Genomic DNA, 23,658 nt, shown 5'->3' on the forward strand with positions numbered 1-23,658 from the left:
GGCCAGCTTCAGCCGCCCGTGTTCAGCGGGAAGAGGTGGGTCCGCCGGAGTTGGCGGCTGCGTCCGCGGCCCAAGCCCCGGCGTTGTTGTCAGTTTCGGTCCCAAAGTCCAGCTCTTCCCGTAGCTGCCAGATGCCGTCAGCATCGTGCTCGTAAAGTCCCATGCTAACCACAGGGAACGTCGCCCTATAGTCCTTAAGCGCCGTTTCGGCTTCGTCGAGGCTTTCGGGAGCAACATCGTGGGCGATCGTCACGTGCGGGTGATACGAGAACGGCAGGTCACGCTGGAGCGGGCCGGTCTGGAGCTTTTCGTGCAGGTCCACGCAGGAGTCGAAACCGTCCTCCACGTTGATGTACACCACTGGGGAAACAGGCCGGAAGGTGCCGGTCCCCGCAATGGTCACCATAAACGGCGCCTGACGCCGGGCCACTTCACGGACGTGCTGCCACGTTGCGTCCCAGTCCAGGGTGGGAGTAGTGGTGACCAGGGTGATGTGGGCAGGGATCGCGCCCGCCATGGGATCACCGAACGATGCGCGCCACCGTTGAAGTTCTTCCGCGATGGCAGGGGGGAATCCCAGAATGACGCCTACGCTCATTCCTTCACTGACATTGCTCGAGACCGACATCGGCTTAGCGGGCTCCCGGGGCGCCGCCATAGGGAAGGAACCCCACCTTGGCATAGACGTCGCTGAGTGTGGCCGCCGCGATCTCCCGGGCCTTGTCAGCCCCATGGGCCAGGAGCCTGTCCAGCTCGGCAGGGTCCGACAAAAGCTCGTTGGCGCGGTCGCGGATGGGAGTCAGATGGCCCACCACAGCCTCCGCCAGGTCCACCTTGAGGTGCCCGTACATCTTGCCCTGGTAAGCCTCCACCAACTGCTCCACGCTCTGGCCGGTCACTCCGGAGAAGATGGTGAGCAGGTTGGAGACACCGGGCTTGGTTTCGCGGTCGAAGCGGATTTCCGTTTCCGTGTCGGTTACAGCGGACTTGATCCGCTTGGCCGTGACCTTGGGTTCGTCGAGGAGGTTGATCAGACCGGCCGGCGATTCTGCCGATTTGGACATCTTCGCCGTGGGGTTCTGCAGGTCGTAGATTTTCGCGGATTCCTTCTGGATGAAGGGCTGCGGGACCGTGAACGTTTCGCCGAAGCGAGAGTTGAAGCGGGTGGCGAGGTCGCGGCTCAGCTCCACGTGCTGGCGCTGGTCCTCCCCCACCGGGACGCCCTGCGGCTGGTACAGGAGGATGTCGGCCGCCTGCAGGATGGGGTAGGTAAAGAGGCCCACACTGGCGAAATCCGTGCCCTGCTTCTGCGCCTTGTCCTTGAACTGGGTCATGCGGGACGCTTCACCAAAGCCCGTAATGCAGTTCAGGACCCACGCGAGCTGTGCGTGCTCTGGCACCTGGGATTGGACGAACAGTGTGCACTTGTGCACGTCCACGCCGCCGGCGATGTACTGGGCTGCGGTCACCCGTGTGCGCCGGGCCAGCTCCGCGGGATCCTGGGGGACGGTGATCGCGTGCAGGTCAGGGATGAAGAAGACGGCGTCGTACTCATCCTGCATCCGGACCCAGTTCACCAGGGCGCCCAGGTAGTTGCCGAGGTGCAGCGAATCGGCCGACGGCTGCATGCCGGACAGGATGCGGTGCCGGACGCCGGTGGCGGGCTGGTCCGCTTTTGCCTGGGCGGTCACGGCGTCAGTTGCCGGGGACGCAGCGGGGCCGGTGACTGTTGAAGAGGTGGTCATTCGTTGTGGCCTTAAATCTAGAGCCGGTAGTCCACTACCAGCGGGGCATGATCAGAGAATCGGGTGTCCCACGAGGGAGCCCGGTCCACCACTGCCGAGAACGCGGCTGCGGCGAGGGACGGGGTGGCCATGTGGTAGTCGATGCGCCAACCGGTGTCGTTATCGAAAGCCTGGCCACGCTGGGACCACCACGTGTAGGGTCCGTCGACGTCACCCGCCAGGCCCCTGTGGACATCCTTCCAACCCAATTCCTCGCCGAAGAAGCGGTCAAAATAGGCACGCTCCTCGGGCAGGAAGCCGGCCTTCTTAACGTTGCCCTTCCAGTTCCTGATGTCCCGCTCAGTGTGGCCCACGTTCAGGTCGCCCACCACGAGTGCGTGATCGCTGTGCTTGGTCAATTCCGGCAGCCTGGTGGTCATGACATCCAGGAAACGGTACTTGTCCACCTGCTTCGGGGTTCCGACCTCGCCCGAGTGCACGTAGGCGCTGGCAACGGTCAGCTGCGCGGGGTTGCCCCCGGCGTCGGCCACCCTGAAATCAGCCTCAACCCAGCGGCCGGCGGTGGCGAAGTAGTCGTCGCCGATGCCGTTTCGGGTGTCCAGCGGCTCTTCACGGGACGCAATGGCGACGCCGGCGCGGCCTTTGGCCTCAGCTTCGGCGTGCAGGATGTGCCAGCCATCACCGAGCAGCTGGCGCACGATCGCGTCAGGCGCCCTGACTTCCTGGAGGCAGAGAATGTCCACCTCGCGGGGCTCCAGCCATGCCGCCATACCGTTCTTGTAGGCAGCCCGGAGGCCGTTAACGTTGACTGATGCGATGCGAAGGTGGTCCTTCTTCAATGCCGAGCTCACCCGCTCTACTCTAGTCGATGATGGTTCCGCTGACCGGGTCCCCGGTGCTGCCGCCGGCACGGATCATGTCGCGGGCGTTCGTGGCGGTGATCTCGATGGTCTCCAGCGCGCGGCGGATCGTATCCTGGTCCGCTGCATCACCCTTGGCGCGTTCCTTCTCCACCACCTGGATCTGGACCTGGACGATCTTGAAGGAGTGGTCCAGCTTGAGGTCGCGGACTTCGTCCGCCTCGGTCCGCTCGTACACCACCCGAGTGCCGCCGTGGTCGGCCGAGGGCGACGACGGCGCGCGGCCGGCTGCGCTGTTGAAGGCGTTCTGGGCTTCCGTCAGCTTGGCGCCGGCTTTTTTGGCGGCCTTCTGGATGCTGAACACCACGAACGCTGCGAGCGCCAGCCAGAAGGCGGCGATGATCGCCACAACCCAGCCCACGACGTCGTTCTGGTTGGCGGCAAAGATCACGGCAACGAGGAAGGCGATGACAAAGACCACCATTCCCGGGCCACTTATCCGGAGCATGGAGAAACCGCCCTTGGACCGGCCGGACGGAGATTGAGGACTACCCAGAGATCGCATGGGTCCATTGTCTCAAACGCCGCGGCACCCGATGGCACCTTCCACCCCCGGCGAACAGGTGCCTTGAAGCCATTGTGCCTGATCAGGCCGCGGCGTAGCGTGAATCGAGCTAGGGGTGGAAATTCATCTTCTATCTGAGGACACAACATGAAAAGTCACGGGTTCAGGACAGCCGCGGTGGCCACGGCCATCGTCTCCCTCTTGGGAATCACCGCCCCTGCTGAGGCAAAACCGGGCGGCGCTCCCGCCGTTCCGCTTAACACCGGCCAGGAAGCCGGAGCAGTCCACACCGGGGCAGGTGGATCCTTCAGTTACACCATCGACGATGACGAGCTCTGCTATACGCTGACGGCCCGCGATCTGTCCGTTCCTGCCACGGCGGCCCACATCCACGTCGCTGCACGCAATGTGGCCGGCCCGGTAGTCGTTCTGCTGGAAGTAGTCAGCGGAACCGACTGGACGGTTGATTCCTGCACTACGGCTGACTCGGACCTACTGGCCGCCATTGAAGCCAACCCAGGCGCTTATTACGTCAATGTGCACAACGCTGACTTCCCTGCAGGGGAGATCCGCGGCCAGCTGAAGTAGGTTGTGGTTTCTCTGCAAAACGCCCGACGGCGGCCCGCACCTTTTCACTGAGGGTGCGGGCCGCCGTCGGGCGTTCCTGGTACTTCGGTGGGACTAGGCGATTCCCGCCTGGCGCTCAGCGGTTTCCACCACGTTGGCGAGCAGCATGGCGCGGGTCATCGGCCCCACGCCGCCCGGGTTCGGGGAGATCCACGCGGCGACATCGGCAGCAGCGGGGTCCACGTCTCCGGTGACCACTGCCTTGCCGTTGCCGTCGTCCACACGGCTCACGCCGACGTCGAGCACTATTGCGCCCGGCTTGAGGTCCGCCGCCTTGATCATGTGCGGCTGCCCGGCAGCGGCGATCACGACGTCGGCCTGGCGGAGTTCGGCGGCCAGGTCCACGGTCCCGGTGTGCGCCAGGATGACCGTGGCGTTGACGTCCTTGCGGGTCAGCAGCAGACCGACAGGACGCCCGATGGTGACCCCGCGGCCCACCACAAGGACGCGCTTGCCCTTGAGGTTGATGCCGTGCCGCGTGAGCAGCTCCACGCAGCCCTTGGGCGTGCACGGCAGCGGCGAGGTCATGGGTCCGCCGACGTTGGCCACCAGGCGGCCCAGGTTCATCGGGTGCAGGCCGTCGGCGTCCTTAACCGGATCCATGGCCTCCAGGATGACGTCCTGGTTGATGTGCTTGGGCAAGGGAAGCTGCACTATGTAGCCGGTGCATTCCGGGTTCCCGTTCAGCTCGCGGACCACTGCCAAGAGTTCGTCCTGCGTGGTTTCCTCGGGGAGGTCTCTGCGGATGGACGTGATGCCTACCTCGGCGCAGTCCTTGTGCTTGCCGCCCACATACCAGGTGCTCCCGGGGTCCGAGCCCACCAAAACGGTGCCCAGCCCGGGGGTGATGCCATTGGCCTTCAGTGCGGCCACGCGTTCGGTCAGCTCGGCCTTGATTGCAGCGGCGGTAGCCTTGCCGTCAAGAATCTGTGCAGTTCCAGTTTCAGTGGTCATGGATTACCACTGCTCGTGCTGCGGGTACAGCGGGAAATCGGCGGCGAGCTTGTCCACGCGGGACTGCAGTGCCTCGAGGTCCGTGGCAGAGCCGGCCTTCAGCGCGGTGGCGATGATCTCTGCCACCTCGGTGAACTCCTCGGCGCCGAAGCCGCGGGTGGCCAGGGCCGGGGTACCGATGCGCAGGCCGGAGGTGACCATCGGCGGGCGGGGATCGAACGGAACCGCGTTGCGGTTCACGGTGATGCCCACCGAGTGCAGGAGGTCCTCGGCCTGCTGGCCGTCCAGCTGGGAGTTGCGCAGGTCCACCAAAACCAGGTGCACGTCGGTGCCGCCGGTCAGGACAGAAACGCCGGCTTCGGCGACGTCGGCCTGGTTGAGGCGGTCTGCAATGATCTTGGCGCCTTCAAGAACGCGCTCCTGGCGCTCCTTGAATTCCTCGGTGCCGGCGATCTTGAAGGCCACGGCCTTGGCCGCGATGACGTGCATGAGCGGGCCGCCCTGCTGGCCCGGGAAGACGTTGGAGTTGATCTTCTTGGCCCACTCCTGCTTGGCCAGGATCACACCGGAACGCGGGCCGGCGAGGGTCTTGTGCACGGTGGAGGTGACGACGTCGGAGTACGGCACCGGGCTCGGGTGCAGGCCGGCTGCCACCAGTCCGGCGAAGTGTGCCATGTCGGTCCAGAGCAGCGCGCCCACTTCATCGGCGATGGAGCGGAACGCCGCGAAGTCCAGGTGGCGCGGGTAGGCGGACCAGCCGGCGATGATGACCTGGGGCTTCTGGGCGATGGCCTGCTCGCGGAGCTTGTCCATGTCAACGCGGAAGTTGTCCGGCTCCACCTGGTAGGCAGCCACGTTGTAGAGCTTGCCGGAAAAGTTGAGCTTCATGCCGTGGGTCAGGTGGCCGCCGTGGGCCAGGGACAGGCCCAGGATTTTGTCACCGGGGGTGATCATGGCGGACAGTGCTGCGGCGTTGGCCTGTGCACCGGAGTGCGGCTGCACGTTGGCGTACTCGGCACCGAAGAGTGCCTTGACGCGGTCGATGGCCAGTTGCTCGGCGATATCCACGTATTCGCAGCCACCGTAGTAGCGGCGGCCCGGGTAACCCTCGGCGTACTTGTTGGTCAGGACCGAGCCCTGAGCTTCCATCACGGCGCGCGGGGCGAAGTTTTCGGAGGCGATCATTTCCAGGGTGCCGCGCTGGCGGCCAAGTTCCTGGTTGAGGACTGCGGCGATTTCGGGGTCGAGCTCGGCCAGCGACTGGTTGCTGACGGCGGCTGTTGTGGTGGCGGTAGTAGTCACGAAAAACTCCTGGCTAGGGATACGGGCACTGCTAAGGTCAGGCTACCGGCTGGCGCACATCACCGCCCCTTGATGACAGGGTGTGAATGTGAGCCGCATCCTGAAAGGGCGCACCTCCGGTAAGACATGACCCTCGGCCCAGGCGTACGATCCGTGGTCTTCGTGATTGCCGCTCCCTGGTGGTTAGCCACCCAACGCCAGTTGCGACCCCACCAGACTACCAAACGCGGGCGCGGCGCGCGGGTAGGCTTGTAGTCGTGACTGAAGAGCAGCTGAACCGAGCTTACGTATTGACCTTGTCCTGCCCGGATCGCCCGGGAATTGTCCACGCCGTGGCTGGAGCACTGCTGGTGGCGGGCTGTAATATTTTGGACTCGCAGCAGTACGGCAGCCCCGCAACAGGGAATTTCTTTATGCGGGTGGAAGCAACAACGACGGCCTCCCGGGCCGAGGTCCAGGCCGCCCTTGAGCCGGTGGTCCACTCCTTCGGAATGCAGTGGAGCCTCAACCCCGTGGGCCAGAAGGTGCGCACCCTGCTGATGGCCAGCACGTCCGCGCACTGCCTCAATGACATCCTGTTCCAGCAGCGCTCCGGCACCCTGCCCATCGAGATCCCCGCCATCGTCTCCAACCACCGTGACCTTGCCGGGCTGGCCGGGTTCTACGGCATCCCGTTCCACCACATCCCCGTCACCCCTGACACCAAGGCCCAGGCCGAGGACAAGCTGCGTGCCCTCATGGCGGAGCACGATATCGAGCTGACCGTCCTGGCCCGCTACATGCAGATCATTTCGGATGACCTGTGCGCGGAGCTCACCGGCAAGGCCATCAACATCCACCACTCGTTCCTACCGTCCTTCAAGGGCGCCAAACCTTACCACCAGGCCCACGCCCGCGGCGTCAAGCTGATCGGCGCCACTGCCCACTACGTCACCGCTGCCCTGGACGAGGGCCCCATCATCGAGCAGGAAGTCATCCGCGTGGACCACGCCCGCACTCCGGAGCAGTTCGTGCAAATGGGCCGGGACGTGGAAGGCCGCACTTTGACGCAGGCCGTCCAATGGCATGCCGAACACCGTGTGCTGCTGGATGGCAACCGGACCGTTGTCTTTAACTAAGCGGTCTTTGGTAAGGGACGTTGGCCATGGACGCAGCTGAGGCTGGGATGGAGGAACACGGCAGCGAGCAGCATCTCGCCGAGTTCTACAACCGTCGCGCCGCGTCCGGCTGGGACCATCCGCTGGCGGCCCGGCGAGTGGAACAGTGTCAGCGGTTCATTTCGCTGCTTAAGTTCGAGCGCCGCCACAACGTCCTGGAGATCGGCTCGGGCATGGGGCTCGATGGCCTGCAGTTCCTCCGGGCCGGCATTCACTACACAGGCGTTGACCTCTCTGAGGAGCACGTCCACAGGTCCCGGGCGAAGGGCCTCGACGTCTCCGTGGCCAGCGCCCGGCACCTGCCCTTCGCGGACGGAACCTTTCCGGCCGTCTGGACCATGAGCACGCTGCTGCACGTCTCCGCCACTGATATCGACGGCGTCCTGCGCGAACTGGCGCGCGTCACGGCACCCAACGCGCCCATCGCCGTCGGCCTCTGGTCCGGTGAGGATGTAGAGGTCCTGAACCCCGAGGACGACGTCGAGCCCCGCCGGTTCTTCAGCCGGCGCAGCGACGCGACGGTGCGGCAGGTCTTTGGTCGGCATGGTGCCATCGAGGACTTCGTCACCTGGCCGGAAGGCACCGGCGAGGAATCCGGTCCGGGCGCCGGGAACTGGACACAGCACTACCAGTTCCTGATCCTCCGCACCCCCTCCTCCCCCAAGTAGCTGGCATTAAAACGTCGTCCAACGCGTGAATGACGACGTTAATTGCGAGTTAGATAGGTGGGCGGATGTCCTAGGCTTGGCCCATGGTTCCTCTTCACACTTTCGCCGGCAACAGTCCGACTGTCCACGCATCCGCCTTCATCGCCCCGACGGCGTCGATCATCGGCAACGCATCCCTGGCCGAAGACTCCAGTGCGTTCTACGGCGTCTCCGTCCGGGCGGACACGGCGGCCATCAGCGTCGGCGCCGGCAGCAACCTGCAGGACAACGTGGTCCTGCACGCGGACCCGGGCTTTCCCTGCACGGTCGGCGCCGGGGTCAGCGTGGGGCATGCCGCGGTCGTTCATGGCTGCACGGTGGAGGACGATTGCCTGATCGGCATGGGAGCCACCGTCCTCAACGGCGCCGTGATAGGCACCGGCTCGCTCGTGGCCGCCGGTGCCGTGGTCCTGGAAGGCACGGTAGTGCCGCCCCGGTCACTCGTGGCCGGGGTCCCCGCCAAGGTACGGCGGGAACTCACCGATGAGGAGTTCGACGGCGTGAAGCAGAACGCCGTCCGCTACGTGGAACTTGCCCGGGCGCACCGGGAGCTGCACGGCTAGTCGAGGCTGATCGGGCCTATTGCGTCCAGGAGTTCGCCCGGACCGGGGTTGCCCGGCGCCGACGAACCGCCAAGGTGGTTCACCACGCCCCACACGGCGTTCAGGCCCGTGGTCACGGCGCCTTCGGCCCAGCCCGCGGTGAAGGACACGTCGTCTCCGGCGAGGAAGATTCCGCGCTGGTATTCCGGCAGCTTGTCCTGCTTGAAGTGCGTGAACAGCCGCTGCTGGTAGCGGTAGTGCCCGGGCAGGTTGGCCTTGAAGGCGCCCATGAAGTTCGGGTCCGCTTCCCAGGAGACCGTGATGGGCTGGCCCACGATGTGGCTCGCGATATCCACGGTCGGATAGATCTGTTCCAGCGAGTGCAGCATCAGCTCAACGCGCTCGTCCGCGTCCAGGGCCAGCCACTTGAGGGCGTCGTCGTTCCAGGTGTAGGACAGCAGGATCACCGCGGGTGCGTCCGGGCCGTTATCCAGCAGGTAGGTGGCTCGGTTCAGCCGGTCCGTCAGCGTCATGGACATCGCCTCGCGCCCCGTGGCGGGGTCGATGTCCTTCCAGAACGGCCGGTCCACCATGACAAAGGTCTTGGAGGACTGCATGTAGTGCGATCGCTCAATCGCGGTCCAGAGCTCGGCTGGGAACAGCGCTTCCTCGGTGTGGATGCGGGTGGACAGCAGCCAGGACTGGCACGTGGTCACCACGGCCGGGTAGGTGGCCTCGCGGCCCCAGCGCTCCCGGATCCGGAGGTCGCCGTCGGGATCGCGGCTGATCTTGCCCACCGCGCCGCGGGGTGAGCCGGAGTGCAGGGAGGCGAGCGACGTGCCGTCCGGCCAGTGGGCCATGCCCGACGGCGCGTGCTGCCAGAGTGCCTCGGGCAGCCGCTGGGCTCCGCCGCTGATGAGCCGGTGCTGGTCATCAGCGTCGGTGTACACCACCCGGAGGATTTCCAGGATCGAGTTGGGGAAGTCGGTGTCCCAGCCGCCGGTGCCGAAGCCCACCTGGCCGAAGGCTTCACGATGGGCGAAGCCGGCTTCCTTGAACGACTCGCTTCCGGCGATGAACCCATAGAAGGTCTGTTCGTCCATGAGGGGCAGCAATTCGTTCCACAGTTCCTTGATCCGGGCGGTGTCCCTGGCCCGGATGGCTTCCTGCATCTCAAGGAACTTCGCGCCGTCGTTCACGGCGGCCTTCCACGCCTCCGCCACTTCGCGGAAGAACGGCGGCAGGTCGCCGGGGGTTTCGGCGTAGTGCTTCTGGCCGGCCAGTTCGATCACCGTGCTGGACGTGACGGGGGCCAGCGGGTTGGGGAAGTCCTGCGTGTCCAGGCCCAGAAGGTCCACGTAGTGGTAGAACGCCTTGCCGGACACGGGGAAGCGCATGCCGCCCAGGTCCGCCACCACACCAGGAGCTGCGGGGAAGCTGGCGGTGCGCAGGCGGCCGCCGATCTGGTCCGCCTCGTACACCACGGGGCGCAGGCCCAGCTTCATGAGCTCGTAGGCCGTGACAAGCCCGGAGAGACCCGCGCCCACCACGGCGACCTCGGTCCCGTACAGCTCCGCGGGAACAGCGCCTAGCCCGTCCGGGTGTGCCAGGTAGTGGTCGTAGCTGAACGGGAAGTCCGGGTTCAGCATGGTGATCGGTGCCTCGGCGGCCCGGCGCGGTGTGTCCGGCCGGGGGGCGGGGAGCTCGGTGGCGGTGGTCATGAGTGGCTTGCTTTCGTCGGCTCGGGGTTGGAGCTGGCGGTGCCGGTAGCTTCGCCAGCGGTTAGTTCACGGTATTCCTCGGAGCTGAGCGCCGCTACCCTGGAGTTCCTGCGGCTGTAGCCGAAGTAGGCAGCGACGCCCACCAGCATCCAGATTCCGAAGACCGCCCAGGTTTCGGCGCCGAGGTTGACCATCAGGTAGGCGCACATCAGGGCGCCGAGGATCGGGGTGAGCGGGAACAGCGGAACGCGGAAACTGCGCTTCAGTTCCGGCCGGGTGCGCCGCAGGTAGATGACGGCGACGTTGACCAGGGCGAAAGCGAAAAGGGTGCCGATGCTGGTGGCGTCGGCCAGGGAACCGAGCGGCACCAGGCCGGCGGTGACGGCGACGAGGATGCCGACGATCAGGGTGCCGGCGACCGGAGTGCCGGTCCGCTTGGAGACGCGGCCGAAGATCTTGGGAATCATTCCGTCCCGGGCCATGGAGAGCAGGATGCGGGTTTGTCCGTAGAGGACGGTAAGCACGATGCTAGCGATGGCAAGGACGGCGCCCACGGCGAAGACCAGGGCCACCCAGGGCTGCCCGGTGGTTTCTTCGAGGATTTTGACGAGTGCAGCTTCGTTGCCATCGAACCAGCCCCAGGGCCGGGCTCCGACGGCGGCCACGGCAACCAGGACGTAGATGGTGGTGACGATCAGCATGGAGAGCATGATGGCCCGGGGCAGGTCCCGCTTGGGGTTGCGGGCTTCCTCGCCGGCAGTGGATGCGGCGTCGAAGCCGATGTAGGAGAAGAAAACGCTGGAAGCGGCGGCGGAGACACCGGCGGCACCCATGGGCAGGAGCGGCTCGAAGTTGCCGGCGTTGAACGCGGTGAAGGCGACGGCGCAGAAGAAGACCAGGATTCCGACCTTTACGACCACGATGGCGGTGTTGATCCAGGCGCTTTCCTTGGCGCCGCGTACGAGCAGGATGGTGGCCAGCACAACGATGATCATGGCGGGAATGTTCATCACGCCGCCGTCGCCTGGCGGCTGGGAAATAGCGTCCGGCAGGACCTGGCCGAAGACGGCCAGGGTTTCATTGACGTACTGGCCCGCCCCGACGGCAACGGCCGCGACCGAGACCGCATACTCCAGCACCAGGCACCAGCCGCAGATCCAGGCCATGCCCTCACCCATGGTCGCGTAGGTGTAGGAGTAGCTCGAACCGGCAGCGGGCACCAGGCCGGCCATTTCGGCGTAGGAGACGGCGGAAAGCAGGGCAGCGAATCCGGCGATCGCAAAGGAGATCCAGATTGCCGGCCCGGCCAGCGGCACGGATTCGCCGAGAATCACGAGGATTCCGGTGCCGAGGGTGGCACCGACGCTGATCATGGTCAGCTGGAGCACGCCGAAGCTGCGGACCAGCTTGGTGCCGCCGTGGCCGGTTTCGGCCTCGTTGACGAGCTGGCCGATCGGCTTGCGGCGCAGCAGTTGCGCGCCCAGCCCGGGACGGCCGGCAGTCCGGCCCGTGGCAGGTCCGGAGAGTGTTGGCACAGTCATCGTTGACGTCCGTTCATGAGTAGTTGTCGTTTTCCCCCACCCAGCGTAGGCCTGTGAGCCGCATCTCAGGGATGTGCAAAGTGCCCTATAGTTGTCAATCATGAGACGTAATGCACCAAGCGCGGGCAGTGCTGAACACGCCGACCGGGGGTCCTCCGTGCAACCTGACGCCGCGGAGCAACTCGATGCCGTAACCCTGGGCCAGTTTCTGGCGGCACTCCCCCGGGACCTCACCGTCCTGCACGACGCCGGCAACGCCGGCGCACCACTGCGCTGGGTGGAGCCCAGCGAACTGGAGGATCCCACGCCCTACCTGCTGGACAGGGAGTTCGTCCTCACGGCGGGACTGCCGTTCCTGGACGACGGCGGAACGAAGGAGCGGGCGGAAGGTTACGTCCGGCGGCTGGTCGGCGCCAGCGTCGCGGCCTTGGGATTTGGCCTGGAGCCGTATTTCGACGCCGTCCCGGACCACGTGCTGTCGGCGTGCCAAACGCATCAACTCACGCTGGTGCAGATCCCCAGCAGCGTCCCCTTCGCCGCCATCGGCCTGGAGTTCTCCCAGCTCCTGGAATCCGGCAACGCCCGGGTCTTCCGTCAACTGGCGGATACCAACCGACACCTGATGCGGGCGGTGCTGTCGGCCAGGCCCGAGCACGAACTCCTCTCCGCCCTGGCGCAGCGCGTCCCGGTGTGGGCCCAGCTTTTCGGGGCGGACGGCCGCGTGCGCGCCCGGGCGGCAGCGGCCGGAACCGGCGGGACCGGCCCTGCCGCCGCCGTCGAGCCTTCCGCCCTGCAGCCCATGTTCAAGCGGCTGCTGGCTGGCAACGGCCCGCGGGTGGAGACGGACTCGTTTCCGACGAACGGTTCGGCCCTGGTTTTTGGCCATCCGCTCCGAAGCACCAAGGACGCCACCCTTGGGGCACTGATCCTGGGCACAGACAGGGCGCTGACCCCGGCGCAGAACAGTGTGGTGTCCTCGGTGGTGGGGCTGCTGGAACTGCTGGTGCGACAACGCACCAGCGGCTCGCTCGCCCCCAGCCAGCTGGCAACGGCACTGCTGCTGCATCCGGAGAGCCTGGCCGCCGGCTCAACCCGGCAGCTGAACGTCCTCAGGGACCTTCTGGCGCAAAGCGTGTCCGGAACGCGGTCCGGTGCACTCCGGGTGGTTCAGGGCGTGCGGGCGGACGCTTCGGCGCCTGCGTCGGCTGATGGCCCTGTCAGGGAACTGCTGCAGTGGCGCAGGCTGTTCGACACGAAGATGGTGGAGCTGACGGACTACGGATTTGCCGCCGTCACCCGGCTGAAAGTGGACGACGCACTGCTGCATGAGGTGGAGGAGCTGGGCTGGCGCCTGGTGGTGGGCGATCCGACCGAAATGGCCGGACTTCCTGCCGCGTACCAGCGCGCGGCGTCGCTGCGGGCCCGCGTCCAGGCCAGCGGAGAAAGCGTGCGCGTGGATGACGTGACGTGGTCGGTCACGGGGCTGTTGGGCCGCGGCGCCGGCACCATGCTTGCCGCCCGACTGCTGGAACCGGTCCTGGCGCAGGAGCCCGACCGAATCAGCTCCCAGCTCAGTGTCCTGAAGTCGTGGCTGGGCGAAAACGGCAACTGGGACGCCACCGCCAAAGTCCTGGGCATGCACCGGAACAGCGTGCGGCGCCAGATCAATGCACTGGCCGAGCTGCTGGCCATGGACCTTGGTTCCGCCCAGGTGCGGGCGGAACTTTGGATTGCCCTGCAGTACGTGGACGGCCAGGAGGACGGGATCGTTCAGATACCCCAGGACCGGTAGAGCTCCGGGCGGCGTTCCCGCAGGTAGGGCACCACGTCACGGGCTTTTCGGGCGGCGTTCGGATCCACCTCGGCGTACAGGAGCTCGGCTCCCGGTCCCGCCGTGGCCAGCAGCGAACCATCCGGTCCGGCAATGACACTGCCGCCGAGGAATTCGCAGCCGTCCTCGGTTCCGGAGTGGTTGGCATAGGCGATGGTCAGTTGGCTTTCCAGCGCGCGGGCCCGGAGCAGGACCTGGGGAACGGTCTCGAAGCCGTGCGCCAGTGCGGTGGGCACCAGGAGCAGCTCGGCTCCGCCCAGCGCGGCGGCCCTGACCGTTTCCGGAAATTCCACGTCGTAGCAGATCACCATTGACGTCCGCAGGCCGTTGAAATCGACGACGGCGGGACCCGCCTCCGCGGGGCTGAACGCCGCGCGTTCGTCATCACCAAAGAGGTGCACCTTTGCGTAGCTGAGAAGCTCGGCCCCCGCGGCGTCGACCAGCGTGGAGGTGATGTGCCAGCTGCCCCCGTCCGTGACTGACGGCAGGCTATAGACCAGTCCGATCCCGTGGCGGCGCGCGATGCCCGACAGTGTCTCCCTGATGGCGGGAAGACCGGTGGGGTCCAGCTCCGCGCGGAGCCGCAGCGGCGCGTAGCCCACGGGAAACAGCTCCGGGGTGACCAGGACTGCGGCGCCCGCCGCGGCGGCCGTCCGGGCAGCCGCATCCAGGGCAGCGCAGTTTGCGTCGACGTCCAGTACGCGGGCGTTTGCCTGCATTAGGGCCAGCAGCACCGTTACCACCTCACATGATCGGGACGGCCGCAGGAAGTATGCGTCCGCTTTTTCCAGCCTAGCCACCGGCCCCGAACGGCATCCCGGGCCAATTGCACCGGTCAAGGCCTCAAGATGGACGGATCATCCCATCATTTTGTCTCATCCGGCAGACTCCCTGCGTTAACTTCTTGACTACAATAGTCAAAGTAGGGCAGTCTTCTTTTCATGTCCGCCATACCGCGCTCGACGAAGAGCAAGCCAAAGAATCCGGGATCCCAGTCCGCCCTCCGGCAACTGAACCAGCAACGGATTATCGAGACACTCATGAGCGGCCCGTCCACCCAGGCCGAGCTTGCGCGCCAAACCGGACTCTCCACTGCCACGGTGTCCAACATCGTCAAAATCATGCAGGACGCGGGCCTGGCGTCCACAGAACCGATCACCAGTTCCGGACGCCGGGCGCTCAACGTGAGACTCAACAGCAACGGCGCAGTGGCGGTGGGAATCGACTTCGGCCGACGGCACCTGCGCGTGGTCCTGGCATCCCTGAGCTACCACGTGATCGCCGAGGAATCCGTCCTGCTGCCCCTAGGCCATCAGGCGGAAGAAGGCATCCGGGCTGCCGTCGCACTGCTGGATAAACTACTGCAGCAAAGCGGCGTGGACCGGACCCTGGTGGTGGGCGCCGGCGTCGGAATTCCCGGCCCCATCGACCGCCGGACCGGCACCGTAGCGCAGGGCGCCATCCTACCGGAATGGGTGGGCATCAGCATCCTTCACCATCTGGAGGAAACGCTCAAAATTCCCGTGTTCGTTGACAACGACGCTAATCTGGGCGCTTGGTCCGAGGTTACCTGGGGGCCGCATTCGGGTGTGAGCAACCTGATGTTCCTCAAAATCGGATCGGGTATCGGTGCGGGCCTCATCCTCAACGGTGCGCCCTACTACGGCACCGTTGGCATTACCGGTGAAATCGGCCATGCAACTATCCACGAGCACGGACTCGTATGCCGCTGCGGCAACCGTGGCTGCCTGGAAACCATTGCCTCCACCACCACCATGATGGAGCTGCTGGGCCGCGGAGAAGACCCGCCCTTGACACCTGCGGACATAGTGTGCAAAGCCCTGGCGCGCGACTCCGCAACGCTCAGGGTGGTGGACGATGCGGGTCTGGCAGTTGGGCGTGCCCTGGGCAACGTAGCGAACCTGATCAACCCTGAAGTCATCGTGGTGGGCGGTCCCCTCGCGGGACTGGGCGACCTGCTGCTCGATCCCATTCGGCGGGGGCTTATCCGGCATGCAGTGCCGGTGATCGGCGAGACCACCACACTGACGATGTCCTCCCTGGGGGACCGCGCGGAGGCTTTGGGAGCAGCCGCACTGGTGTTCCAGCATGCCGGGATCCGGCGTACGTAGCCATTTCGTTATCTTGGAAATTGCGTTAAAGACTTGACGACAACCGGTGTGATCCAGTTTACTTTTTCATCAGACGACCCTGCGCTTTGCTGGGCGGACAAAGAAGTCATGCATTGGAGGCGTAAGGGCAAATGACGTCCCACATCACGCACACTGACCCGGTCATCCTGGAGATGCGCTCCATCACCAAGGAATTTCCCGGCGTCAAGGCATTGTCGGAAGTAAGCCTGCGGGTCAAGGCCGGCGAGATCCACGCGATTTGCGGCGAAAACGGCGCCGGCAAATCCACACTGATGAAGGTGCTCTCTGGCGTTTACCCGTTCGGCAGCTACGACGGCGACATTGTGTACCAGCACGAGGTCCAGCAGTTCAAGGACATCCGGGCCAGCGAGGCGGCCGGCATCGTGATCATCCACCAGGAGCTGGCACTGATCCCGGAGCTCTCCATCATGGAGAACATCTTCCTAGGCAACGAACCGACCAAGCGAGGCGTCATCAACTGGGCAGAGGCGCGCCTCCGGTCCACCGAACTGCTGGCCCGGGTGGGACTCAGGGAAGACCCGGACACCCCCATCAAGGAGATCGGCGTCGGCAAGCAGCAGCTGGTGGAAATCGCCAAGGCGCTGAACAAGGCGGTCAAGATCCTCATTCTGGACGAGCCAACCGCGGCGCTGAACGAATCCGATTCCCAGCACCTCCTGGACCTGATGCTGGGCCTCAAGGGCAAAGGCATCACCTCGATCATCATTTCCCATAAGCTCAACGAGATCGAACAGATCGCCGATTCCATCACCATCATCCGGGACGGCAAGTCGATCGAAACGCTCGATGTCAAAGCCGACGGCGTCGACGAGGACCGCATCATCAAGGGCATGGTGGGCCGGGCCCTGGAGTCCCGCTTCCCCGACCACACCCCCAAGATCGGTGACGTGTTCTTCGAGGTCAAGAACTGGAACGTGGCCCACCCGCAGATCCAGGACCGGATGGTCTGCAAGAACTCGAACTTCTTTGTGCGGCGCGGGGAGATTGTGGGATTCGCCGGACTCATGGGAGCCGGCCGCACCGAACTGGCCCGTTCCGTCTTCGGGCGGTCCTACGGCCACTTCGTCTCGGGCCAGGTCTACGTGGACGGCAGGGAAGTGACACTCAAGAGTGTCCACCAGGCCATCGACGCCGGCCTCGGCTACGTAACGGAGGACCGGAAGTCGCTGGGACTGAACCTCCTCGACGACATCAAGACCACCACGGTCTCGGCCAACCTCGAGAAGATCAGCAAGCGCAGCGTGGTGGACACCAACAAGGAGTTCACGGTCGCCGAGCAGTACCGGAAGTCCCTGCGGACCAAGGCCCCGTCGGTTGAGGAAGGGGTTGCCAAGCTCTCCGGCGGCAACCAGCAGAAGGTGGTCCTGGCCAAGTGGATGTTCACGGATCCTGAACTGCTGATCCTGGATGAACCCACCCGCGGTATCGACGTCGGAGCCAAGTACGAGATTTACGGCATCATCCAGCAGCTCGCCAACCAAGGAAAGGGTGTCATTGTGATTTCTTCCGAGCTCCCTGAACTGCTGGGGCTCTCTGACCGCATCTACACGATCTTCGAGGGCGCCATCACCGGGGTTCTCGATAAGGAGGAAGCCAGCCAGGAAAGCCTGATGAAGCTGATGACCTCCGCCCGAAAAGCCGCCTGATCCGCTGCAGCCTTCCAGAACCTTCCAGATACAAGGACTGAAAAACAATGAACGCGCTTAAGAAACTCTTCGGTGGCGACACCCGCCAGTTCGGCATGATCTTTGCCTTGGTGGCTCTGATAGTTCTCTTCCAGTGGCTCACAGGCGGCATCACGCTCACTCCGGGCAACGTCATCAACCTCTTCAACGGCAACTCCTACATCCTCATCCTCGCCATCGGCATGGTGCTGGTCATCATCGCCGGACACATTGACCTGTCGGTGGGTTCCGTGGCGGCGTTCGTCGGCATGGTGGTGGCCATCGCCATGCGGGACTGGAACATCCCCTGGTTCCTGGCGATCCTGCTCGGCCTGGGTCTGGGTGCCCTGATCGGCGCATGGCATGGCTGGTGGACGGCATACGTCGGAATTCCGGCGTTCATCGTGACCCTGGCGGGCATGCTGATCTTCCGCGGGGCGCAGCAGTTCGTTGGCCAGTCCAACTCGATTCCTGTCCCCCGGGAGTTCCAGTACATCGGTGCCGGCTATCTCCCCGAAATTGGACCGAATACCGGATTCAACAATCTCACGCTGCTCCTCGGACTCGCCGCCGTTGCGTTCGTGGTCTACAGCGAAGTACGGCGCCGCCGCTCCGCCAAGGCGCTCGGAGCCGAGGTTTCGGAAACCTGGGTCAGTGTCCTCAGGCTCGTCCTAATCTGCGGCGCGATTCTCTACGCCACCTACCTGTTTGCCACCGGCCGCCCAGGCACGTCCTTCCCGATCCCCGGCCTGATCCTCGCCGTGATGGTTCTGATCTACGGCTTCGTCTCTTCCAAGACGGTGGTGGGGCGCCACGTCTACGCAGTGGGCGGCAACCGCCACGCAGCCGAGCTGTCCGGTGTGAAGTCAAAGAAGATCAACTTCCTGGTCATGATGAACATGTCCATCATCGCCGGGCTCGCCGGAATGATCTTTGTGGCCCGCTCAACCTCTGCCGGACCGTCGGACGGTACCGGCTGGGAGTTGGACGCCATCGCGGCTGTCTTCATCGGCGGCGCCGCCGTGACGGGCGGTGTGGGTACCGTCATCGGATCAATCATCGGTGGCCTGGTCATGGCTGTCCTGAACAACGGCCTGCAGCTCCTCAGTGTCGGTGCCGACTGGCAGTCCATGATCAAGGGTCTGGTGCTGCTGGTGGCCGTGGCCATCGACGTCTACAACAAGTCACAGGGCCGGGCATCGATCATCGGGCTCATGATGAAGAACTTCAACCGCCCGTCCGGCGCACCTGGCACACCGCTGCAGCCGGATGAAGTCACCTCCACCAAAGAAACCATTTCCAGGGAAGCCTGAGCAATTCAGGTTCCGGAACCAAACCCCAAAAAGAAAGTGGACCAAGAAATGCGAATGATTGGTAAAGCAGGAAAGGCAGCAGCGATAGCTGCGATCGCCGCACTGGCGCTGACGGCCTGCGGACGGGCCGAACCCGGCACCTCCAGCGGCACCACTGGTGCAACCGGAGGCTTCGCACAGGACTCCGCCATCGGCGTCGCGCTTCCCAAAAAGACCAGCGAAAACTGGGTGCTGGCAGAGAAGCTGTTCAACGACGGACTCAACAGCGCCGGTTTCAAGCCGACTGTCCAGTTCGCCAACAACGGCGTGGCTGAGCAGCAGAACCAGATCAGCGCCATGATCGCCAAGGGTGCCAAGGTGATCATCGTGGGTGCCCTCGACGGCTCCCAGCTGGGGACCCAGCTCCAGCAGGCCAAAGATGCAGGCGCCACGATCATCGCCTACGACCGCCTCCTCCTGAACACGGCAAACGTGGACTACTACGTGGCTTACGACAACTTCAAGGTGGGCGAGCTCCAGGGCCAGGCCCTCCTGGACGGCATGAAAGCCAAGAAGCCCTCCGGACCGTACAACATCGAACTGCTGGCGGGTTCACCGGATGATGCCAACGCGAAGGTATTCTTCGACGGCGCCATGAAGGTCCTCAAGCCGAAGATCGACGACGGCACCCTGAAGGTGCTCTCCGGCCAGACGACGTTTGAAAAGGCTGTTACGCAGGACTGGAAGGCTGAGAACGCCCAGCGCCGGATGGATACCCTCCTGACCGGCTCCTACGGCACGGCGTCGCTGGACGGTGTCCTGTCACCGAACGACACCCTCGCCCGTGCAGTCATCACCTCCGTCAAGGCGGCCGGCAAGCCGCTTCCGGTCATCACCGGCCAGGACTCGGAGGAGCAATCGGTCAAGTCCATCCTTGCCGGCGAGCAGTACTCAACCATCAACAAGGACACCCGCAAGCTCGTTGAGCACGCGATCGTGATGGTCAAGGATCTCCAGGCAGGCAAGACACCTGAGGTCAACGACGACAAGTCCTACAACAACACGGTGAAGACCGTACCCGCCTTCCTCCTGCCGCCGGTCATCGTGACCGCCGCCAACGTGAAGACGGCCTACGTGGACGATCCGGTACTGGGCCCGCTGACCAAGTAACACGGTCTAAGTAACGCGGTCCACCGGACACCACCGTTTACATAGAATGCCCCGGCTCCCCACAGGGAGCCGGGGCATTCCGCGTTTCACAGCCCAAACACAGCTTCGGCCGTCTTCCTGCACAGGCCCGGCCGCGAGGGTAGGAGCAGATGCTGGCCTTCCGCCGGCCCCAGATCCTAGGAGTACAGTGAGCGTCTTTGCCCGTAGTGTTGGCAATGCCTTCAGAAACAAGGTCCGAACAGCTGCGGTGGTGGCAGTCCTGGCCGTCGCGATTGGACTTGCATCGCTTCCGCGCTGATCAGCACCAACACGAGTACGACGGCGGCCACCACCGCCGGTCGCGGGGCCGCCATGGCCGGCGCTGCCGGCGCCGCCGGAATGCCGGGCGGCGGTGCTGGCTTACCCTGCGGCCAGGGAGGGCCCCTTGGCGGCGCTTCCCAGCTGCTGACATCGGTCACCGCCAGCGCCTCCCCCTGTGTCATCGCCGCCGGCATTGCAGCGGTGTCGGCGCGGCCATCATCGGCGCCCTGGTCCCTGCGCTGCTCACGGAGCGCATCCGTCCCATCGAAGTCCTACGAGGAGAATAGCCATGATTGAAGTCAAGAACCTCGTCCGCACTTCAACTCCGGTGACCGCACCATCAAGCCGGTCAACGACGTCAGTTTCGTTCTCGAACAGGGCACGCTGGCCTCCATCGTCGGCAACTGCGGCAGGGGCTAGAGCACACTGTTGTCCCTCCTGGGTGCGCTGGACAAACCCACCAGCGGAGACGTCGTCGTCAACGGCGTGAGCCTGGCCGGGATGCCGGCCGGCAAGCTGACCGGGTACCGGCGGCGGGATATCGGGTCGGTTTCCAGCAGTTCAACCTGATCCCCAACCTTTCCGCGTTGGACAACGTCATGCTGCCCGTGGAGTGCGCAGGGCGGAGCGTCGGCAGCGGGCAACCTTGATGAGCAGACGGGCGATCACATCTTCGAACTGCTAAGCTCGCTCAGCCGTGACCACAACACCACCATCCTCGTGGTCACGCACGATAAGGCGTTGGCCAACAAGACGGGCCGCCGCTTCAGGCTCAGCAGGGCAGACTGCCGGAAGAACCGGCGCGCCTTGGTCTGCCGTCCGCACTGGTCTGAGTGAGAGGATGGGCACCATGAGTGCGCCCATTGCCACGCCGTGGCTGTCCAGTCAGTCCGATCAGAATCCCCGGTCTGCCACCGGTAAACGGCTGCGGTGGGGCGTCATAGCCACCGGCGGGATCGCGCGATCGGTGTCGCAGGATCTGGCACTGCTTCCAGACGCCGAGCTCTACGCCGTCAGTTCCCGCGCGCAGGGCACCGCGGAGACTTTCGCGGCGGACTACGGTTTCGCCAAGGCGTACGGGGACGACGACGGCGTGCCCGGCTACCAGCGGCTGCTCGCCGATGAGTCGGTGGACGTTGTCTACGTCGCCACGCCGCACGCACAGCACCACCAGATTGTGCTCGCTGCGCTCAATGCGGGCAAGCACGTCCTGTGCGAAAAGGCGTTCACCATCAATGCTAGGGAAGCTAGCGAGCTCGTCGCGCTTGCCCGGGAACGGAAGCTCTTCCTCATGGAGGCTGTGTGGAGCCGCTTCCTCCCGGGCATGCAGCGGGCGTTCGAGATTGCCGCGTCCGGGGAGCTCGGGGACGTGCACTGGGTGACCGCTGACTTGGGTTTTCCTGCGCCGTATTCCCCGACGTCCAGGCTGTGGGCCAGGCAGGACGGTGGCGGGGCACTCCTGGACATCTCGGTCTACCCGCTGCTGTGGGCGGTGGGAACGCTGGGGTTCCCGCAGACCGTCAGTGCCACGGGCTTCATTAATGACGACGGCGTGGACGCCCAGAATGCTCTGACGCTCGGCTACAACCATGGTGCCCAGGCCCAGCTGACGTCCTCGCTCCTGGCGTACGGTCCACGGACTGCCACCGTGGCGGGCAGCCTGGGCTACCTCCAGAGTGTGGGTTCCATCAACAATCCGCGGGAATTGGTGATCGGCGTCGGCCGGGAAGGGGCGCGCACGGAGACGTTCGACGTCGTCGGGATCGGCTACACCTACGAACTGCGCGAGGTGACCCGCTGCATCCAGCAGGGTCTCACCGAGAGTCCCGTCATGCCGCTGGAGGATTCCATTAAGACCATGCGGCTCTTTGACGGAGTACGCGGGCAGCTGGGCGTCAGCTACCCCAATGATGCCCACTGAAGGGCAGAATTCTTCCATTCAGGTCTGTGACTTTTTTGTAAACAGGCTTCACACTCCACTTTCGGATATCGATGGGTGATTGACAAATTAGTAAATTTGCTGGATCTATTTTCCATTTCCCTAGACTTGCGCCACGCGAGAGTCTTACGCTGATGAAATCGTAGATCTCAACGGTACTTGGGGGTGGTACGCATGGCTAAAGTTCGATCGCCGTGGGGTGCGCTCCGGCCGCTTCTGCTCGCAGGTGCGGTGACCGCTACTTGGCTGACACTCTCCGCTTCCGCCGCAACGGCAGACTCTTCAAGAGATTCAGGATCCCTTCTGGGCGGCCTCACTTCATCGGACTCATCCCTGACAGCACCGTTGACCGTCCCTGTCTCTCCCGTTCTTGAGGCCGCGCCGCCGGCTCCTTCGCCTACCGGACTCCTGCAGCCCGTGGTGGGCAGTGTGGCCGGCACGGCGGATCAGCTGATCGCCGCCGTCCCTGTGGTGAAGAGTGTGATTCCGGCGGGCACCGTCACGGCCGTGGCTGTCCCGGTTGCCGCAGTGGTGGATACCGCTGCAGATGACCTGGTTGAGACCATTGCCCAGCCACTCTCCGATGCCGCACCAGTACTTGCGCCTGTTCTGAAGCCCGTAGTGGACCTGGTAGATGCGACTGTTCCGTCCTCACCGATCACACGGCCCGGGCTGCTGCCGCTTGACGAGATTGCCGCTGTCGGCAAGACCTCGACCGTCATGGACGCCCCAGCTGCAGCAACCGCTGCGGAAGGGCACTTCACAGCCCACGCGACCGCACACTCCCCCGGCATTTCCGAGAACTTGCTTACAGTCAATGAAATGTCGCCGCTTCCGGTTCCGGCCAGCACAGAAATGCGCGCAGCCCCGGCAGAAAGCCCCTGGACAGCCGATCCTTCCACGCCTCCGGCTCCGGCAGGACCTGCTTCGGGGGCAGGGAGCGGCGCTTCGCCCTCCGGCCCCTCAGGCTCTGCTGCCTGGCTGGACGAGTTCGGTTTCAACCTGCCGCATACGGGGTCCTTCCCCATCAGCGGATCATCTGAACACGCCCCTTCCCCGGTGTCATTCGACCCCGGTTCCTCTCCTGACTAGTTGAGCCCTCCTGCCCTTTTGGGCAGAACACGGCCTCAAGGCGCTGACCAGCGCCCCAAATCAACTTCTCAGGAGACATCATCATGAATTGCAACCTTCGCAGGGGGCTGCTCAGCACCCTCTTTGCCGGCGGGCTACTGGCCTTCGGCGCCACCGCAGCCAGCGCCGCGGACACAAACAGCGGACCGGACCTTTCCGCGTCCGCCCTGGTCTCAGCGGCGGCATCCGTGGACACGACGTCGTTGGGTCTGCTGGGTGGCCCAACGCAGTCGGATACTGCGGACGTCGCTGCAGTAGTCGACGTCAACTCAGGAGTCAACCTCCTCGGCAACACCAACGGCAACAGCACCACCGCCGACATCGAAGCCGACATCGACCTGGGCCTCGGCCTAGGTGATGGCATCCTCGACAACACCAACGGCAACAGCACCACCGCCGACATCGAAGCCGACATCGACCTGGGCCTCGGCCTAGG

The 23,658-nt window shown here is 64.7% G+C and carries 20 protein-coding genes, 3 pseudogenes and 1 riboswitch; of the genes and pseudogenes, 14 read left to right on the plus strand and 9 right to left on the minus strand.

Annotated elements, in window-relative coordinates:
- Positions 1-22: 22 nt before the first annotated feature.
- The 4 genes from ACZYZ4_RS11040 to ACZYZ4_RS11055 are packed head-to-tail and all read right to left on the minus strand — an operon-like array spanning position 23 to position 3,170.
- Positions 23-628 (minus strand): 2'-5' RNA ligase family protein, encoded by a 606-nt coding sequence (locus tag ACZYZ4_RS11040; RefSeq protein ID WP_463860789.1) that lies wholly within the window; start codon positions 626-628, stop codon positions 23-25.
- 4 nt (positions 629-632) lie between these two features.
- The gene (gene trpS / locus ACZYZ4_RS11045) at positions 633-1,745 is read right to left on the minus strand and encodes a tryptophan--tRNA ligase (RefSeq protein WP_463860791.1); all 1,113 of its coding nucleotides are present in this window, start codon (positions 1,743-1,745) and stop codon (positions 633-635) included.
- Between the two features lie 17 nt (positions 1,746-1,762).
- The gene (locus tag ACZYZ4_RS11050; protein ID WP_463860793.1) at positions 1,763-2,596 is read right to left on the minus strand and encodes an exodeoxyribonuclease III; all 834 of its coding nucleotides are present in this window, start codon (positions 2,594-2,596) and stop codon (positions 1,763-1,765) included.
- Positions 2,597-2,606: 10 nt separating this feature from the next.
- Positions 2,607-3,170 (minus strand): hypothetical protein, encoded by a 564-nt coding sequence (locus ACZYZ4_RS11055; protein WP_463860794.1) that lies wholly within the window; start codon positions 3,168-3,170, stop codon positions 2,607-2,609.
- 147 nt (positions 3,171-3,317) lie between these two features.
- Here ACZYZ4_RS11055 and ACZYZ4_RS11060 point away from each other — a divergent pair, with 147 nt between their 5' ends.
- A complete protein-coding gene (locus ACZYZ4_RS11060; RefSeq protein ID WP_463860796.1) occupies positions 3,318-3,758 on the plus strand; it encodes a CHRD domain-containing protein in 441 nt (146 codons plus the stop codon).
- 93 nt (positions 3,759-3,851) lie between these two features.
- Here the strand turns inward: ACZYZ4_RS11060 and ACZYZ4_RS11065 are convergent, their stop codons facing one another.
- Both ACZYZ4_RS11065 and glyA read right to left on the minus strand, forming a co-directional pair.
- The gene (locus ACZYZ4_RS11065; RefSeq protein WP_463860798.1) at positions 3,852-4,751 is read right to left on the minus strand and encodes a bifunctional methylenetetrahydrofolate dehydrogenase/methenyltetrahydrofolate cyclohydrolase; all 900 of its coding nucleotides are present in this window, start codon (positions 4,749-4,751) and stop codon (positions 3,852-3,854) included.
- 3 nt (positions 4,752-4,754) lie between these two features.
- The gene (gene glyA, locus ACZYZ4_RS11070; RefSeq protein ID WP_463860800.1) at positions 4,755-6,053 is read right to left on the minus strand and encodes a serine hydroxymethyltransferase; all 1,299 of its coding nucleotides are present in this window, start codon (positions 6,051-6,053) and stop codon (positions 4,755-4,757) included.
- Positions 6,054-6,182: 129 nt separating this feature from the next.
- Positions 6,183-6,268: riboswitch (ZMP/ZTP riboswitch) on the minus strand.
- A 42-nt stretch (positions 6,269-6,310) separates the two neighbouring features.
- Between glyA and purU the strand changes: the two genes are divergently transcribed.
- The 3 genes from purU to ACZYZ4_RS11085 all read left to right on the plus strand — a co-directional run bounded on the left by purU (position 6,311) and on the right by ACZYZ4_RS11085 (position 8,480).
- The gene (gene purU, locus ACZYZ4_RS11075; RefSeq protein WP_463860802.1) at positions 6,311-7,171 is read left to right on the plus strand and encodes a formyltetrahydrofolate deformylase; all 861 of its coding nucleotides are present in this window, start codon (positions 6,311-6,313) and stop codon (positions 7,169-7,171) included.
- Positions 7,172-7,197: 26 nt separating this feature from the next.
- Complete coding sequence (locus ACZYZ4_RS11080) at positions 7,198-7,878, plus strand: class I SAM-dependent methyltransferase (protein ID WP_463860804.1); 681 nt, start codon at positions 7,198-7,200, stop codon at positions 7,876-7,878.
- A gap of 83 nt (positions 7,879-7,961) precedes the next feature.
- The gene (locus ACZYZ4_RS11085; protein WP_463860806.1) at positions 7,962-8,480 is read left to right on the plus strand and encodes a gamma carbonic anhydrase family protein; all 519 of its coding nucleotides are present in this window, start codon (positions 7,962-7,964) and stop codon (positions 8,478-8,480) included.
- Here the strand turns inward: ACZYZ4_RS11085 and ACZYZ4_RS11090 are convergent.
- Together ACZYZ4_RS11090 and ACZYZ4_RS11095 are read right to left on the minus strand one after the other, a co-directional pair.
- Positions 8,477-10,180, minus strand: a complete 1,704-nt coding sequence (locus tag ACZYZ4_RS11090; protein WP_463860808.1) for a flavin monoamine oxidase family protein — start codon at positions 10,178-10,180, stop codon at positions 8,477-8,479. The two genes, ACZYZ4_RS11085 and ACZYZ4_RS11090, sit on opposite strands and share 4 nt — an antisense overlap.
- The gene (locus tag ACZYZ4_RS11095; protein ID WP_463860810.1) at positions 10,177-11,721 is read right to left on the minus strand and encodes an amino acid permease; all 1,545 of its coding nucleotides are present in this window, start codon (positions 11,719-11,721) and stop codon (positions 10,177-10,179) included. Before ACZYZ4_RS11095 ends, ACZYZ4_RS11090 begins: the two co-directional genes overlap by 4 nt.
- A 100-nt stretch (positions 11,722-11,821) precedes the next feature.
- Between ACZYZ4_RS11095 and ACZYZ4_RS11100 the strand changes: the two genes are divergently transcribed.
- Positions 11,822-13,513, plus strand: coding sequence for a PucR family transcriptional regulator (locus ACZYZ4_RS11100; protein WP_463860812.1), 1,692 nt, complete (start codon positions 11,822-11,824; stop codon positions 13,511-13,513).
- Here ACZYZ4_RS11100 and ACZYZ4_RS11105 read toward each other — a convergent pair.
- Positions 13,492-14,286: a carbon-nitrogen hydrolase family protein gene (locus tag ACZYZ4_RS11105; RefSeq protein WP_463860814.1), complete on the minus strand. Its 795-nt coding sequence runs from the start codon at positions 14,284-14,286 to the stop codon at positions 13,492-13,494. The two genes, ACZYZ4_RS11100 and ACZYZ4_RS11105, sit on opposite strands and share 22 nt — an antisense overlap.
- A 207-nt stretch (positions 14,287-14,493) precedes the next feature.
- Between ACZYZ4_RS11105 and ACZYZ4_RS11110 the strand changes: the two genes are divergently transcribed.
- The 9 genes and pseudogenes from ACZYZ4_RS11110 to ACZYZ4_RS11150 all read left to right on the plus strand — a co-directional run.
- Positions 14,494-15,684: an ROK family transcriptional regulator gene (locus ACZYZ4_RS11110; RefSeq protein WP_463860816.1), complete on the plus strand. Its 1,191-nt coding sequence runs from the start codon at positions 14,494-14,496 to the stop codon at positions 15,682-15,684.
- 131 nt (positions 15,685-15,815) lie between these two features.
- Positions 15,816-17,372, plus strand: a complete 1,557-nt coding sequence (gene mmsA, locus ACZYZ4_RS11115) for a multiple monosaccharide ABC transporter ATP-binding protein (protein ID WP_463860817.1) — start codon at positions 15,816-15,818, stop codon at positions 17,370-17,372.
- 47 nt (positions 17,373-17,419) lie between these two features.
- Complete coding sequence (gene mmsB / locus ACZYZ4_RS11120) at positions 17,420-18,703, plus strand: multiple monosaccharide ABC transporter permease (RefSeq protein WP_463860819.1); 1,284 nt, start codon at positions 17,420-17,422, stop codon at positions 18,701-18,703.
- 48 nt (positions 18,704-18,751) lie between these two features.
- Positions 18,752-19,852 carry a substrate-binding domain-containing protein gene (locus ACZYZ4_RS11125; RefSeq protein ID WP_111906225.1) on the plus strand — a complete coding sequence of 367 codons (1,101 nt, stop codon included), beginning with the start codon at positions 18,752-18,754 and terminating at the stop codon, positions 19,850-19,852.
- A gap of 282 nt (positions 19,853-20,134) precedes the next feature.
- A pseudogene (locus tag ACZYZ4_RS11130) lies at positions 20,135-20,439 on the plus strand (ABC transporter permease); the annotation flags it as partial.
- A 2-nt stretch (positions 20,440-20,441) separates the two neighbouring features.
- Positions 20,442-20,985, plus strand: a pseudogene (locus ACZYZ4_RS11135) (ABC transporter ATP-binding protein).
- A 17-nt stretch (positions 20,986-21,002) separates the two neighbouring features.
- A complete protein-coding gene (locus ACZYZ4_RS11140; protein WP_463860822.1) occupies positions 21,003-22,073 on the plus strand; it encodes a Gfo/Idh/MocA family protein in 1,071 nt (356 codons plus the stop codon).
- A 192-nt stretch (positions 22,074-22,265) separates the two neighbouring features.
- Complete coding sequence (locus ACZYZ4_RS11145; RefSeq protein WP_463860824.1) at positions 22,266-23,183, plus strand: hypothetical protein; 918 nt, start codon at positions 22,266-22,268, stop codon at positions 23,181-23,183.
- Positions 23,184-23,266: 83 nt separating this feature from the next.
- A pseudogene (locus ACZYZ4_RS11150) lies at positions 23,267-23,658 on the plus strand (hypothetical protein); the annotation flags it as partial.

The organism is Pseudarthrobacter adonitolis (assembly GCF_055412845.1).